Annotated in this window: 13 protein-coding genes; 10 read left to right on the top strand and 3 right to left on the bottom strand. The window is 70.8% G+C overall.

The genetic code is table 11. The annotated features are described in order from the left end of the window. Positions 1–61 precede the first annotated feature (61 nt). From IF04_RS0110895 to IF04_RS0110865, 7 genes are all read left to right on the top strand, one after another. Positions 62–1,096, top strand: coding sequence for a BMP family lipoprotein (locus IF04_RS0110895; RefSeq protein WP_030254072.1), 1,035 nt, complete (start codon positions 62–64; stop codon positions 1,094–1,096). 15 nt (positions 1,097–1,111) lie between these two features. Next, positions 1,112–2,782, top strand: a complete 1,671-nt coding sequence (locus IF04_RS0110890) for an ABC transporter ATP-binding protein (protein WP_425428380.1) — start codon at positions 1,112–1,114, stop codon at positions 2,780–2,782. Beyond that, positions 2,779–3,885: an ABC transporter permease gene (locus tag IF04_RS0110885; protein ID WP_030254067.1), complete on the top strand. Its 1,107-nt coding sequence runs from the start codon at positions 2,779–2,781 to the stop codon at positions 3,883–3,885. Before IF04_RS0110890 ends, IF04_RS0110885 begins: the two co-directional genes overlap by 4 nt. Further along, on the top strand, positions 3,882–5,177 hold the full coding sequence (locus IF04_RS0110880) for an ABC transporter permease (RefSeq protein ID WP_030254065.1): 1,296 nt from the start codon (positions 3,882–3,884) through the stop codon (positions 5,175–5,177). Before IF04_RS0110885 ends, IF04_RS0110880 begins: the two co-directional genes overlap by 4 nt. 79 nt (positions 5,178–5,256) lie before the next feature. Further along, on the top strand, positions 5,257–5,601 hold the full coding sequence (locus IF04_RS0110875; protein ID WP_245654375.1) for a cytidine deaminase: 345 nt from the start codon (positions 5,257–5,259) through the stop codon (positions 5,599–5,601). Between the two features lie 14 nt (positions 5,602–5,615). Then, positions 5,616–6,893, top strand: coding sequence for a thymidine phosphorylase (locus IF04_RS0110870; protein WP_030254061.1), 1,278 nt, complete (start codon positions 5,616–5,618; stop codon positions 6,891–6,893). Between the two features lie 97 nt (positions 6,894–6,990). Further along, positions 6,991–7,587, top strand: a complete 597-nt coding sequence (locus IF04_RS0110865) for a Uma2 family endonuclease (RefSeq protein WP_030254059.1) — start codon at positions 6,991–6,993, stop codon at positions 7,585–7,587. 68 nt (positions 7,588–7,655) lie between these two features. Here the strand turns inward: IF04_RS0110865 and IF04_RS0110860 are convergent, their stop codons facing one another. Next, on the bottom strand, positions 7,656–8,975 hold the full coding sequence (locus IF04_RS0110860) for an MFS transporter (protein WP_030254057.1): 1,320 nt from the start codon (positions 8,973–8,975) through the stop codon (positions 7,656–7,658). A 63-nt stretch (positions 8,976–9,038) separates the two neighbouring features. Between IF04_RS0110860 and IF04_RS0110855 the strand changes: the two genes are divergently transcribed. Further along, the gene (locus tag IF04_RS0110855; RefSeq protein ID WP_037959097.1) at positions 9,039–10,004 is read left to right on the top strand and encodes a LysR family transcriptional regulator; all 966 of its coding nucleotides are present in this window, start codon (positions 9,039–9,041) and stop codon (positions 10,002–10,004) included. Between the two features lie 180 nt (positions 10,005–10,184). On the opposite strand, the gene IF04_RS0110850 is transcribed toward IF04_RS0110855, so the two are convergent. Beyond that, a complete protein-coding gene (locus IF04_RS0110850) occupies positions 10,185–10,955 on the bottom strand; it encodes an alpha/beta hydrolase (RefSeq protein WP_078600156.1) in 771 nt (256 codons plus the stop codon). 167 nt (positions 10,956–11,122) lie between these two features. Between IF04_RS0110850 and IF04_RS0110845 the strand changes: the two genes are divergently transcribed. Beyond that, positions 11,123–12,259 carry an adenosine deaminase gene (locus IF04_RS0110845; RefSeq protein WP_030254050.1) on the top strand — a complete coding sequence of 379 codons (1,137 nt, stop codon included), beginning with the start codon at positions 11,123–11,125 and terminating at the stop codon, positions 12,257–12,259. A 154-nt stretch (positions 12,260–12,413) separates the two neighbouring features. After that, a complete protein-coding gene (locus tag IF04_RS0110840; RefSeq protein ID WP_030254048.1) occupies positions 12,414–12,683 on the top strand; it encodes a hypothetical protein in 270 nt (89 codons plus the stop codon). A gap of 110 nt (positions 12,684–12,793) precedes the next feature. Here the strand turns inward: IF04_RS0110840 and IF04_RS0110835 are convergent, their stop codons facing one another. Then, positions 12,794–12,997, bottom strand: coding sequence for a PspC domain-containing protein (locus IF04_RS0110835; protein WP_030254046.1), 204 nt, complete (start codon positions 12,995–12,997; stop codon positions 12,794–12,796). Positions 12,998–13,050 lie beyond the last annotated feature (53 nt).

The raw sequence follows: 13,050 nt of genomic DNA, 5'->3' as shown, positions 1-13,050 counted from the left end.
CGCGTTACGATGCGGCGGAATCAGCGCCGTAGGAGGCGCTACGAGCCGAAGGGGACCCCTCGTGCGCCGGGTAACCAAGATCGCTGCCGCGGGTATAGCCTCCGCGGCCCTCGCCTGTTCGCTGACCGCATGCGGTGAATCCTCCACGGAGGCCGCCGGCAAGAACAAGGGCGTCGGCCTCGCCTTCGACGTCGGCGGCCGGGACGACCACTCGTTCAACGAGGCGGCCGCCCGCGGCACGGACAAGGCCGAGAAGGAGCTGGGCGTGAAGTCCAAGCTCATGACCGCCAAGAACGGCGAGACGGAGGCCGACCGCGAGCAGCGGCTCACCTCCCTCGCGGAGGCCGGCTTCAACCCCGTCATCGGCGTCGGCTTCAACTACGGCAATTCCATCAACAAGGTCGCCAAGAAGTTCCCCAAGACGACCTTCGCGGTCGTGGACTCCGCGTCCACCGCCAAGAACGTCTACGGCATCAACTTCGCCGAGAACGAGGGCTCCTACCTCGCCGGCGTCGCCGCGGCCCTGAAGACCAAGACCAAGAAGGTCGGCTTCATCGGCGGTGTGAACAACGCGCTGATCCAGAAGTTCCAGGCCGGCTTCGAGCAGGGCGTCAAGGACACCGACCCGAAGGTCAAGGTCACGTCCCAGTACCTCTACGCCAACGACGACAAGGGCTTCAACGACCCGGCGGCCGCCAAGGGCAAGGCCAAGGGCATGCTCGACGACGGCAAGGACGTCATCTACTCCGCGGCGGGCCAGTCCGGCGCCGGCGCGATCGAGATGGTCGCCGGCAAGAAGGGCGCCTGGGCGATCGGCGTGGACTCCGACCAGTACGAGCAGCCGGGCCTGGCCAAGTACAAGGACCAGATCCTGACCTCCGTCGTGAAGAACGTCGACGTGGCGGTCTACGACGTGATCAAGAGCGTCAAGGACGGCAAGCCGCTGACCGGCACCGTCCACCTCACGCTGAAGCAGGACGGCGTCAGCCTGGCCACCTCCGGCGGCCACATCGACGACCTCAAGGACGAACTGGACGCGGCGAAGAAGCGGATCGTCGACGGCAAGGTCAAGGTCGCCGAGAACCCCGCCAAGTAAGAGCTCCACGAGCCTGTGTCCGAGGGCGGGGCCCTGCTCCGCCCCGCCCTCGCTCCTTCTCTCCGAGGAGAGTGCGCCATCACAGCGTCCAGCAGCCCCCCGGCAGAGCGCGCCCCCGCCGCGGCCCCTGCCGTCGAACTCCGCGGCATCACCAAGCGGTTCCCCGGCGTCGTCGCCAACCACGACATCGGCATCACCGTCCGGCGCGGCACCGTGCACGCCCTGGTCGGGGAGAACGGCGCGGGCAAGTCCACCCTGATGAAGATCCTCTACGGCATGCAGAAGCCGGACGAGGGCACCATCGCGATCGACGGCGAGCAGGTGAGCTTCGCGAGCCCCGCCGACGCCATCGCCCGCGGTATCGGCATGGTGCACCAGCACTTCATGCTCGCCGACAATCTCACCGTCCTGGAGAACATCGTCCTGGGCGCCGAGAAGCTGCACGGCATCGGCGCGGCGGCCCGCAAGGCCGTTCTCGAGGTCTCCGACCGGTACGGGCTGAACGTACGCCCCGACGTCCTGGTCGAGGACCTCGGCGTCGCCGACCGGCAGCGCGTGGAGATCCTCAAGGTCCTCTACCGAGGCGCCCGTACGCTCATCCTCGACGAGCCGACGGCCGTCCTGGTCCCGCAGGAGGTCGACGCGCTCTTCGACAACCTGCGTGAGCTCAAGGCCGAGGGCCTCACCGTCATCTTCATCTCGCACAAGCTGGGTGAAGTGCTCTCCGTCGCCGACGACATCACCGTCATCCGGCGCGGCACGACCGTCGCCTCCGTGGCACCGGCCGACACCACCCCCAAGCAGCTCGCCGAGCTGATGGTCGGCAGCGAACTGCCCTCCCCGGAGACCCGCGAGTCCACGGTCACCGACACCCCGATGCTGACGGTCGACGGGCTGCACCTGAGCGCCACCGACCCCGACGGCGTCACGCGCGCCGTCCTGGACGGCATCGGCTTCACCATCCACAAGGGCGAGGTCCTGGGCATCGCCGGCGTCGAGGGCAACGGCCAGGCCGAACTGGTCGAGGCCATCATGGGCATGCGCGACCCGGACGGCGGCACCATCACCCTGGACGGCGCGGACATCAGCCACGCGCCCACCCGCAAGCGGCGCGAGGACGGCATCGGGTACGTCCCCGAGGACCGGCACCGGCACGGCCTGCTGCTGGAGGCCCCGCTCTGGGAGAACCGCATCCTCGGTCATGTCACCGAGAAGCCCAACTCCAAGGGCAAGCTGCTGGACCTGAAGGCGGCGCGCGCCGACACCGAGCGGATCGTCGCCGAGTACGACGTCCGCACCCCCGGCATCGAGGTCACCGCGGCCTCGCTCTCCGGCGGCAACCAGCAGAAGCTGATCGTCGGCCGCGAGATGAGCCACCGCCCCAAGCTGCTGATCGCGGCGCACCCCACGCGCGGCGTGGACGTCGGCGCGCAGGCGCAGATCTGGGACCAGATCCGCGAGGCCCGCCGCGAGGGCCTGGCCGTCCTGCTGATCTCCGCGGACCTGGACGAGCTGATCGGCCTGTCCGACACCCTGCGGGTGATGTTCCGCGGCCGGCTGGTCGCCGACGCGGACCCCGCCACCATCACTCCCGAGGAGTTGGGCTCGGCCATGACCGGCGCCGCCAGCGGCCATCTGGAACACGCCGAGGACGGCGCGGAGACCGGGGGAGGTGCGGCGGAGTGAAGAAGATCGACCGTACGAAGCTCACGCTGGGCATCGCGGCCCCGGTCCTCGCCATCGTCGCGGCCCTCGTCATCACCTCGGTGATCATCCTGGCCACCGGCAAGGACCCGCTGCACGCCTACGCCGTGATGGTGGACTTCGGCTCCAAGAGCGACAGCCAGGTCTGGATCATCAACAAGGCGGTGCCGTACTACCTCTCCGCGCTGGCCGTGGCCATCGGCTTCCGGATGAACCTCTTCAACATCGGCGTGGACGGCCAGTACCGCATCGCGGCCTTCTTCGCCGCGGTCGTCGGCGGCGCGCTCACCCTCCCCGGCTTCCTCCAGATCCCGCTGATCATCATCGTGGCGATGCTGGTCGGCTCGGTCTGGGCGGGCATCGCGGGCGTACTGAAGACCACCCGCGGGGTCAGCGAGGTCATCACGACCATCATGCTGAACTCCATCGCGGCCGCCGTGATCGGCTACTTCCTCCAGGAAGGCCGGCTCGCGGTCAAGGACGGCAACCTCTTCCACACCCCGAACATCCCGGCCTCCAGCCACTTCTTCACGATCCCGACCCAGCCCGACCCGCTCGACGGCTTCCTCGTCGTCGCGGCCGTCGTCGGCCTCGCGTACTGGTTCGTGCTCGGCCGCACCCGCTTCGGGTTCGACCTCCGCACGGTCGGCCGGTCGGAGTCCGCGGCGCAGGCCGGCGGCGTCAGCGTCAAGCGCATGGTCATCACGTCCATGCTGCTCTCCGGCGCCGCCGCGGGCCTGATCGGCATGCCGACGCTGCTCGGCGTCTCGCACAACTACGGCACCGACTTCCCCGTCGGCATCGGCTTCACCGGCATCGCCATCGCGCTGCTCGGCCGCAACCACCCCCTCGGCATGGCCGCCGGCGCGCTGCTGTGGGGCTTCCTGGAACGCACCGGCACCCAGCTGGAGTTCGAGGACTACGAGCAGGAGATCGTCGGCGTGATGCAGGGCGTCATCGTGCTGTGCGTGGTCATCGCCTACGAAGTCGTACGCCGCTACGGCCTGCGGATCCAGCAGCGCAAGGTCGGCGAGGAGCTCGCCGCGCAGGCCCGCAAGACCGACAAGGCGGAGGTGTCCGCGTGAGCCAGAACCTCACGGCCCCGGTCGCGAAGGACCCGGGCGGCAAGGGCGGCAAGCCCGCCGCCCTCCGCGCGAAGCTGACCTACCCCAAGGTCCTGCTGATCATCGCGGGCGCCCTCGTCCTGCTGTCCCTGCTCCGCGTCGTCACCGGCGCGACCGACCTCACCGGCTCCGGCCAGTACACCGCGGCCCTCAACGCCGCCGTGCCGATCGGCCTCGCCGGCCTCGGCGGCCTGTGGGCCGAGCGCTCCGGCGTCATCAACATCGGCCTCGAAGGCATGATGATGCTCGGCGCGTTCTCCGCCGGCTTCGTCGGCTGGGAGTACGGACCCTGGGCGGCGGCGCTGGCCGGCGTCCTCGGCGGCGCGCTCGGCGGCCTGATCCACGCGATCGCCACCGTCACCTTCGGCGTCGACCACATCATCTCCGGCGTCGCCGTCAACATCATGGCGCTCGGCCTGACCCAGTTCCTCGCCAAGCTGTGGTTCGGCGCGGAAGGCAGCGCGGCGGCCCAGGCGGGCGGCAACGACAAGCAGTCCCCGCCGATGGACGACATGCCGACCTTCACGGTCCCCGGCCTCTCCGACTGGCTGCTCTCCATCGAGAAGCACCACTGGTTCCTGGTCTCCGACCTGGCCGGCATCCTCGGCTCGCTGGTCACGAACGTCTCCTGGCTCGCCGTGCTGGCCGCGGCCGTCTTCGCGCTCAGCTTCTTCGTCCTGTGGCGCTCGTCCTTCGGACTGCGGCTGCGGTCCTGCGGCGAGAGCCCGGTCGCGGCCGAGTCCCTCGGCGTCAACGTCTACACGTACAAGTACGCGGCGGTGATCGTCTCCGGCGCGCTGGCCGGTCTCGGTGGCGCGTTCCTCGCCATCTACGTGCACATCTACCAGGACGGCCAGACCGGCGGCCGCGGCTACATCGGCCTCGCCACCATGATCTTCGGCAACTGGCGGCCCGGCGGCGTCGCCATGGGCGCGGGCCTCTTCGGCTTCATGGACGCCTTCCAGCTCCGCGGCGGCGGCACCACCGTGCACGCCCTGCTCCTCCTGCTCGCGGTGCTGCTCGTCGGCCTCGCGGTCTGGAAGCTGCGCGGCGGCCACCGCGTCCAGGGCATCGCCAGCATCGCCGTCGCGGCCCTGCTCGGCCTCTGGTACGCCACGACCGACACGGTCCCGCTGGAAATCGTCTCCGTGGCGCCGTACATCGCTACGCTGCTGGTCCTGTCGCTGGCCGCCCAGCGACTGCGGGCACCGAAAGCCATCGGCAAGGCGTACCGAAGGGGCCAGGGCAAGTGACCGACGTACAGCGAGGGGGCTCGCGCACGTGACCGAAGCTCCCGACTGGGAGAAGCTGCGCGAACGGGCCCGGGACGCGATGTCCCGGGCCTACGCGCCCTACTCCGGCTATCCCGTCGGTGCGGCCGCGCTCGTCGACGACGGCCGCACCGTCACCGGCTGCAACGTGGAGAACGCCTCCTACGGCCTCGGCCTGTGCGCCGAATGCGGCCTGATCTCCGAGCTGTTCGCGACCGGCGGCGGCCGGCTCACCGCGTTCGCGTGCGTGGACCGGTACGGCAAGGTCCTGATCCCCTGCGGCCGCTGCCGCCAGCTCCTGTACGAACACGGCGGCCCGGACCTCCTGATCGACACGGAATCCGGCATCCGCCCCCTGAGCGACCTCCTCCCGGACGCCTTCGGCCCGGAACACCTGTCCCGCTGAACAAAGGAGAGCCGATGGACGCCATCTCCGTCATCCGCGCCAAGCGCGACCGTGCCGAGCTGACCGACGACCAGATCGACTGGATCATCGACGCGTACACCCGCGGCGAGGTCGCCGACGAGCAGATGTCGTCCCTCGCCATGGCGACCCTCCTCAACGGCATGAACCGCAAGGAGATCGCCCGCTGGACCGCCGCAATGATCAATTCCGGCGAACGGATGGACTTCTCTTCCCTCTCCCGCCCCACCGCCGACAAGCACTCCACCGGCGGCGTCGGCGACAAGATCACCCTCCCGCTGGCGCCGCTGGTCGCGGCCTGCGGCGCCGCCGTACCCCAGCTTTCCGGCCGGGGCCTCGGCCACACCGGCGGCACGCTGGACAAGCTCGAAGCCATCCCCGGCTGGCGCGCCGATCTCACCAACGACGAGATGCTGGCGATTCTCGGGGACGTCGGCTCGGTCGTCTGCGCGGCCGGTGCCGGCCTCGCCCCCGCCGACAAGAAGCTCTACGCCCTCCGCGACGTCACGGGCACGGTCGAGTCGATCCCCCTGATCGCCTCCTCCATCATGTCCAAGAAGATCGCCGAAGGCACCGGCTCCCTCGTCCTCGACGTCAAGGTCGGCTCCGGCGCCTTCATGAAGAACCTCGACGACGCCCGCGAACTGGCCGCCACCATGGTCGAACTGGGCACCGACCACGGCGTACGCACCACCGCCCTCCTCACCAACATGGCCACCCCCCTCGGCCTGACCGCGGGCAACGCGCTGGAGGTCCGGGAGTCGGTCGAGGTCCTCGCGGGCGGCGGCCCGGCGGACGTCGTCGAACTCACCCTCGCCCTCGCCCGCGAGATGCTGGACGCGGCGGGGCTGGGCGACGCCGATCCGGCCAAGGCCCTCGCCGACGGCTCCGCGATGGACCACTGGCGCCGCATGATCCAGGCCCAGGGCGGCGACCCCGACGCGCCGCTCCCCGTGGCCCGCGAACAGCACACCGTCAACGCGTCCTCCTCCGGCATCCTCACCACCCTCGACGCCTACGCCATCGGCCTGTCCGCCTGGCGCCTCGGCGCCGGCCGCGCCCGCAAGGAGGACCCGGTACAGCCCGCCGCCGGCATCGAACTCCACGCCAAACCCGGCGACGCCGTGCAGGCGGGCCAGCCCCTCCTCACCCTCCACACGGACACCCCGGACCGACTCCCCGCCGCGCTCGAAGCCCTGGACGGTGGCGTCCTGATCGCCCCCGACGCCGCGCCCGCCACGCCGCCCCCCGTCGTGCTGGAACGTATCGCCTGACCTGCGGTTTCCTCGTACGGGTGAACGGCATCAGTGGACCGGTTCGGGTCCTGTTCGGCATGCTGGGATCGGTGACGCACCGAGTAAGGAGACCGCCATGAGTGCACTCCCCGTCGATCCCGATCCGGGTCGGCACTGGGACGACCTTCTCCGGTTCTGGGAGGAGTCGGACTGGCCTGAGGGCAGCAAGGTGGAGATCATCGAGGGGATCATCGTTGTGTCACCACCGCCTGCTGCGCCGCACAACCGAATTGCCGAGACACTTCATCGCTTGATGTACACAGTGCTGCCTGCGGATTGGGGGGCCTACGAGACTCTCGGGGTCGCACATCCCCCGTACGGCCGCCTCTACATCCCGGACCTCGTCGTGATCCCCCATGCGGCAGTGGACGAGGCGGAGGAGGGCAACGCCGTACCGCTCACAGCCGCCGAGCTGGTCGTCGAGGTCACTTCGCTGTCCAACGCGAGCTACGACCGGATCAACAAGGCGGCTGCCTATGCGCAGGCAGCCGTTCCGCTGTACCTCCTCATCGATCGCTTCGCCCCGCCCGGGCCGACGGTCACGCTCTTCGGGGAGCCGCAGGGCGACGTCTACCGGGAGCTCCAGAAGGTGAAGTTCGGCGAGGCGATCCACCTCCCGGAACCCTTCGGCCTCACGATCGACACCGGCCTTTTCCCCTACGGCGGGAACTGACACGACGAAGGGGCCGTCCCGCCAGGACAGGTGGCGGGGCGGCCCCTTCGGGCTTTCGGCAGGGCCGCTTACGCGGCCTTCTGCATGTGCAGTACGCGCTGTTCCACGACCGCCTTGCGGGTGGCGTACAGGGTGACCGACGCCGCCGCGACCATGGCCAGGAGGCCGAGGGCGACCGTGGCGGGCCAGCCGCCGGCGTGGAAGGCGGCCGCGCCGAGCGCGCCGCCCACGCTGGAGCCGACGTAGTACGCGCTCTGGTACAGCGCCGACGCCTGCGCGCGGGCCGTCTTGGCCGTGCGGCTGACCGCCGAGGACGCCACCGCGTGGCCCGCGAAGAAGCCGGCGGTGATCAGTACCAGGCCGAGGACGACGAGGATCAGGACGTCGGCGAGGGAGAGGAGCAGGCCAGCGGCCGTGGTGCCCACGGCGAGGTAGAGCGCCCCGCGCCGACCCAGCCGGCCGACCAGGCGGCCCGCCGCGGCCGAGGAGACCGTGCCGACGAGGTACACCAGGAAGACCGAGCCCGCGATGCCCTGCGGCAGCGAGAACGGCTCGCCGACCAGGCGGTACCCGATCACCGTGTACACCGCGCCGAACACCGTCATGAACAGCGCGCCGATGGCGTACAGACGGCAGAGGAGCGGGTCGGAGAGGTGGCCGAGGATCGTCCTGCCGAGTGCCTTGGGGCCGACCGCCTTCGGTACGAAGTGCCGGGCCTTGGGCACCAGCACCCGGAACGCCACCGCGCACACCACGGCCATCACACCGACCGCGGCGAGCCCGGCCCGCCAGCCCCACGCCTGCGCGACCCAGCCGGTCACGATCCGGCCCGACATGCCGCCGATGCTGTTGCCCGCGACGAACAGCCCCACCGCGGCGACCAGCGCCTTGGCCCGTACCTCTTCCGCCAGGAAGGCCATCGCCGAGGCCGGGACGCCGGCCAGCGCGACACCCTGGAGCGCGCGCAGCGCGATCAGCGCCCCGAGGGAGGGGGCGAACGGCACCAGCATCGCGATCACGGCGGCGACGCTCAGCGAGACCGTCATCATCGTGCGGCGGCCGAACCGCTCGGAACAGGCGCTCAGCGGCAGCACCGCGAGCGCAAGGCCGAAGGTCGCCGCCGACACGGTCCAGCTGGCCTGGTCCGGCGTCACCCCGAGGTCGTCGGAGATGGCGGGCAGCAGCGCCTGCGTGGAGTACAGGAGGGCGAAGGTGGAGATGCCGGACGCGAAGAGGGCGAAGCTCATCCGGCGATAGCCGGGGCCCCCGGGCCGCAGCTTGCCGGCCTCGGGGTCGGCAGCGGTGGCGGCGGAATCGGCAGTGGTGGACGACAGGGCAGAGGCGTCCGCGCGGGTTTCGGCGGACGCCCTGGTATCAGCAGGAGGCATGGCTCGAACGTACGGCGGACGCGTTTCATGCGTCCAATGCATAGAAACGCGATAATCGATGCCATGCGGCATGATCACAGCTCACAGCGGCCCCTGTTGCAGCTTCGCAACAGAAAAGACATCCCTGATTCGTCCTGGGCGCTGGCCCTCGCGCCCCGCCTCGCCCAGTTCGAGGCGGTGGCGAGGCACGAACACGTGACGCGCGCCGCATACGAACTGGGCATGCCGCAGCCGACCCTCAGCCGCGCCATCGTCCGCCTGGAGGAGGAACTGGGCGTCGCGCTCTTCGCCCGGCACGGCCGCACGCTCTCCCTCAGCCCGGCGGGCCGCGCCTTCCTCGGCTCCGTCGAGCGCGCCCTGACCGACATCGAACGGGCCGCGGAGTCCGTACGCGCCGACGCCGACCCGACCGCCGGCAAGGTCGCCTTTGGCTTCCTGCACACCCTCGGCTCCGAGACCGTACCGGGCCTGCTGCGCACCTTCCGCGTCGACCACCCCAAGGTCCGCTTCCAGCTCGTACAGACCTACGGCGAGGCCATGCTCGACCGGCTCCGCGCGGGCGACCTGGACCTCTGCCTGACCTCGCCGGTCCCCGACGCGCCCGAGCTGGTCGCCCGCCGCCTGGACGAACAGAAGCTGCGCCTGGTCGTCCCCGACGACCACCCCCTCGCCACCCGCAAGCGCATCCGCCTCGCGGAGGCCGCCGACGAGCTGTTCGTCACCCTCGAAGCGGGCTTCGGGCTGCGCCGCATCACCGACGCGCTGTGCGCCGAGGCCGGCTTCACCCCGAAGGTCGCCTTCGAGGGCGAGGAGGCCGAGACGCTGCGCGGCCTGGTCGCGGCGGGTCTGGGCGTCGCCCTGCTGCCACCCCCGCCGGTCCCGCGCCCGGGCGTCGTCGAACTGACCGTCACGGCCCCACGCGCCGTCCGCGAGATCGGCGTCGCGTGGCTGGACGGCCATGTGGACACCCCGCCGGTGGCCGCATTCAAGAAGTTCCTGCTGAGCCGGCGGGGGCAGTTGCTGGATTGAGGGTGGGTGCGGGGGAGGGGCGGTCGTGGTGGGGGCCCGGCTCGCATGTTTCCTGGCAGGGCCCCTCCCTCTCCCCGCAAGGGGCAAGCCCCGGGAGCCCGGTGACGAGGCCCCTCCCCCACCTCCGCCACACTGCTCCCGAAGCTACCGCGCCCCACTGACAATCCGGCCGGAGCCGGCTCACCCCCGCAGTGTCGCCCCGAAGCCCGCTGCCAGGGGCATGCGGAGGCCGAGGGGTGGGGGTGCGGCCATGGCGTCCTGGACGGGGCGGGAGTAGGCGCGGTGGAAGAGGGAGCCGAGGACGAAGTCGGCGGCGAGGGAGCGGACTTCGGAGCGGTGCTGGTGGAGGCCGTGGCCGTCGGAGTGGACCTCGAAGCGGCAGGTGTCGCGGTTGATCTTCTTGGCGCGCTCGGCGTAGCGGTAGGACAGGTCGGGGTCGACGCGTTCGTCGTTGGTGCCGTGTACGAGCAGTACGCGGCGGCCGACGAGCTGTTTGACCGGGTCGGGCGGGGTGGTGGCCGGGCCGGCCGGGAGCCAGGGGGCGATGCCCAGAACGGAGTTGACCGCCGGGTGGCCGGCGGCGAGGAGCGCTGCCCGGGCGCCCGTGCCCGTACCGATCAGGCAGACCGGGACGTCGCCGTAGCGGCGGACGATCTCGGCCACCGCCCACTCCGCGTCCTGCGCGGGGTGGGCCGCGTCCCCGTTCCAGCCGCGGCAGCGGAAGTGCAGGACGTGGGTGGTCAGCCCGTCCCTGCGGCCGGCCCGTGCCAGGCCCGTGGCCAGCGCGCGGGCCGTCAGCGTGGCCACCGGCGAGGGGCGCCCGGTGCCCGTCTCGCCGCCCTCGGGAAGTAAGAGGGCGACCGCGTTCACCGCGTCGCCCGCCGGTCCCGTACCCGCTCCCAGTCGTTTCCCCAGCCGGGCCGTGCGCCCGGACAACGATTGCCCATCCATGGGATGAACGATGGCAGACGGGGGGTCGGTGGCCCACCCCGTGTACGGGTCACTGTTCCGTATCGGTGGCCGGCCCGGCCGTGAGCCGTACGGAAGCGACTCGGCGCCCGCCGATAAGGGGCCGAATCGCTAGTGCGTTCTACGCGCGTAGGGGCTACAGTGCCGCAATGACGAGCCAGACCAGCAATCTCCCGACCGCAGAGCAGATCCGCCGCGCGCCGAAGGTGCTGCTCCACGACCACCTCGACGGCGGTCTGCGTCCCGCCACGATCGTCGAACTCGCCCGCGAGACCGGGTACGACGGCCTGCCCGAGACGGATTCCGAGAAGCTCGGCATCTGGTTCCGCGAGGCCGCCGACTCCGGCTCGCTGGAGCGCTACCTGGAGACCTTCGCGCACACCTGCGCCGTCATGCAGACCCGCGACGCGCTGGCCAGGGTGGCCGCCGAGTGCGCCGAGGACCTGGCCGCCGACGGCGTCGTCTACGCCGAGATCCGGTACGCGCCCGAGCAGCACCTGGAGAAGGGGCTGACCCTCGAAGAGGTCGTCGAGGCGGTCAACGAGGGCTTCCGGGAGGGCGAGCGGCGGGCGCGCGCCAACGGCCACCGCATCCGTGTCGGCGCGCTGCTCACCGCGATGCGGCACGCCGCCCGCGCCCTGGAGATCGCCGAACTCGCCAACCGCTACCGCGACCTGGGCGTGGTCGGCTTCGACATCGCGGGCGCCGAGGCCGGCTACCCGCCCACCCGCCACCTGGACGCGTTCGAGTACCTCAAGCGCGAGAACAACCACTTCACGATCCACGCGGGCGAGGCGTTCGGACTGCCGTCCATCTGGCAGGCGCTGCAGTGGTGCGGCGCCGACCGTCTCGGGCACGGCGTGCGGATCATCGACGACATCCAGGTCGACGACGACGGCGGCGTGAAGCTGGGCCGGCTGGCGTCGTACGTGCGCGACAAGCGCATTCCGCTGGAGATGTGCCCGACCTCGAACCTCCAGACCGGCGCGGCCAGTTCGTACGCCGAGCACCCGATCGGGCTGCTGCGCCGGCTGCAGTTCCGGCTCACGGTCAACACGGACAACCGCTTGATGAGCGGCACGAGCATGTCGCGCGAATTCGAGCACCTGGTCAAGACGTTCCAGTACACGTTCGACGACATGCAGTGGTTCACCGTCAATGGGATGAAGAGCGCGTTCCTTCCTTTTGATGAACGTCTGGCCATGATCAACGACGTGATCAAGCCCGGTTACGCCGAGCTGAAGTCGGAATGGCTCTTCCCGAAGGGCGTCGCAGGGTCCGTGTGAGCTGGGCGTCCTGACGCTGAGTGAGGTGCTGGGGCGGGGAGTTCGGACCGTCCGCCGAGGTGCCGAACCGGGCATGTGGGATGTTTGCGGCTTGGGCGATCATGTCTTTAGCGTCCAGTGGCCGGACAAAACCCCGTCACGAGGACAAAAGTTGATGAAGCAGGGAACCGTCAAGATCATCGGTGCCGCGGCCCTCGGAGCGGCCTTCGCCGCCACCGCGGCCGGCACCGCCTCCGCCGCTTCCGTGGCCGAGCCGGTCACCGGTGCCGCCAGCGGCCCGCTGCAGAGCCTCACCGGCCAGGCCGCGCCGTCCTCCGACGACGGCGGCAAGAGCACGACGAACGCCAAGGGGAACCTCCTCGGCGGGCTGCCCGCCGGCGGCATCACCAAGGCCGTGGGCGGCGGCCTCCCCCTCGGGGGCTGAGACGCCGCCACGCACCGCGCCCCGGCCCGTACGCATCCGTACGGACCGGGGCGCGGCTGTGCCCGGGTACTGCGGCGCGCGGCCGGCCGAAGCGACGGACCGCGCGCGGATCACCAGGCTTCGCTGTACTTCTTCTCCGTCGGGAGAAAGATCCACAGCGCGAGGTAGACGAGGAACTGCGGGCCGGGCAGCAGACACGACAGCACGAAGATCACGCGCATCGTGGTGGGGGTCGTGCCGAAGCGCCGGGCCAGGCCCGCGCAGACTCCGGCGATCATCCTGTTGTTGCGGGGGCGGACCAGTGCGGCGGCCATGGGGCTCGACTCCTTGCTCGGTTTCCGGGTCCGCTTCCGGTGCGACCCGATGA

Origin of the sequence: Streptomyces violens (genome assembly GCF_000717745.1) — a bacterium.
Taxonomy (GTDB): Bacteria; Actinomycetota; Actinomycetes; order Streptomycetales; family Streptomycetaceae; genus Streptomyces; species Streptomyces violens.
Note: the sequence above shows the minus strand (reverse complement) of the source record. Positions and strands in the feature narration are given on the sequence as shown.

What these genes read in the sequence shown, in the direction of transcription:
- IF04_RS0110860 (WP_030254057.1), bottom strand. Translation starts at nt 8,975, where the DNA reads ATGCCTCCTGCTGATACCAGGGCGTCCGCCGAAACCCGCGCGGACGCC.
- IF04_RS0110875 (WP_245654375.1), top strand. Translation starts at nt 5,257, where the DNA reads ATGTCCCGGGCCTACGCGCCCTACTCCGGCTATCCCGTCGGTGCGGCC.
- IF04_RS0110855 (WP_037959097.1), top strand. Translation starts at nt 9,039, where the DNA reads ATGCGGCATGATCACAGCTCACAGCGGCCCCTGTTGCAGCTTCGCAAC.
- IF04_RS0110840 (WP_030254048.1), top strand. Translation starts at nt 12,414, where the DNA reads ATGAAGCAGGGAACCGTCAAGATCATCGGTGCCGCGGCCCTCGGAGCG.
- IF04_RS0110865 (WP_030254059.1), top strand. Translation starts at nt 6,991, where the DNA reads ATGAGTGCACTCCCCGTCGATCCCGATCCGGGTCGGCACTGGGACGAC.
- IF04_RS0110835 (WP_030254046.1), bottom strand. Translation starts at nt 12,997, where the DNA reads ATGGCCGCCGCACTGGTCCGCCCCCGCAACAACAGGATGATCGCCGGA.
- IF04_RS0110870 (WP_030254061.1), top strand. Translation starts at nt 5,616, where the DNA reads ATGGACGCCATCTCCGTCATCCGCGCCAAGCGCGACCGTGCCGAGCTG.
- IF04_RS0110850 (WP_078600156.1), bottom strand. Translation starts at nt 10,955, where the DNA reads ATGGATGGGCAATCGTTGTCCGGGCGCACGGCCCGGCTGGGGAAACGA.
- IF04_RS0110845 (WP_030254050.1), top strand. Translation starts at nt 11,123, where the DNA reads ATGACGAGCCAGACCAGCAATCTCCCGACCGCAGAGCAGATCCGCCGC.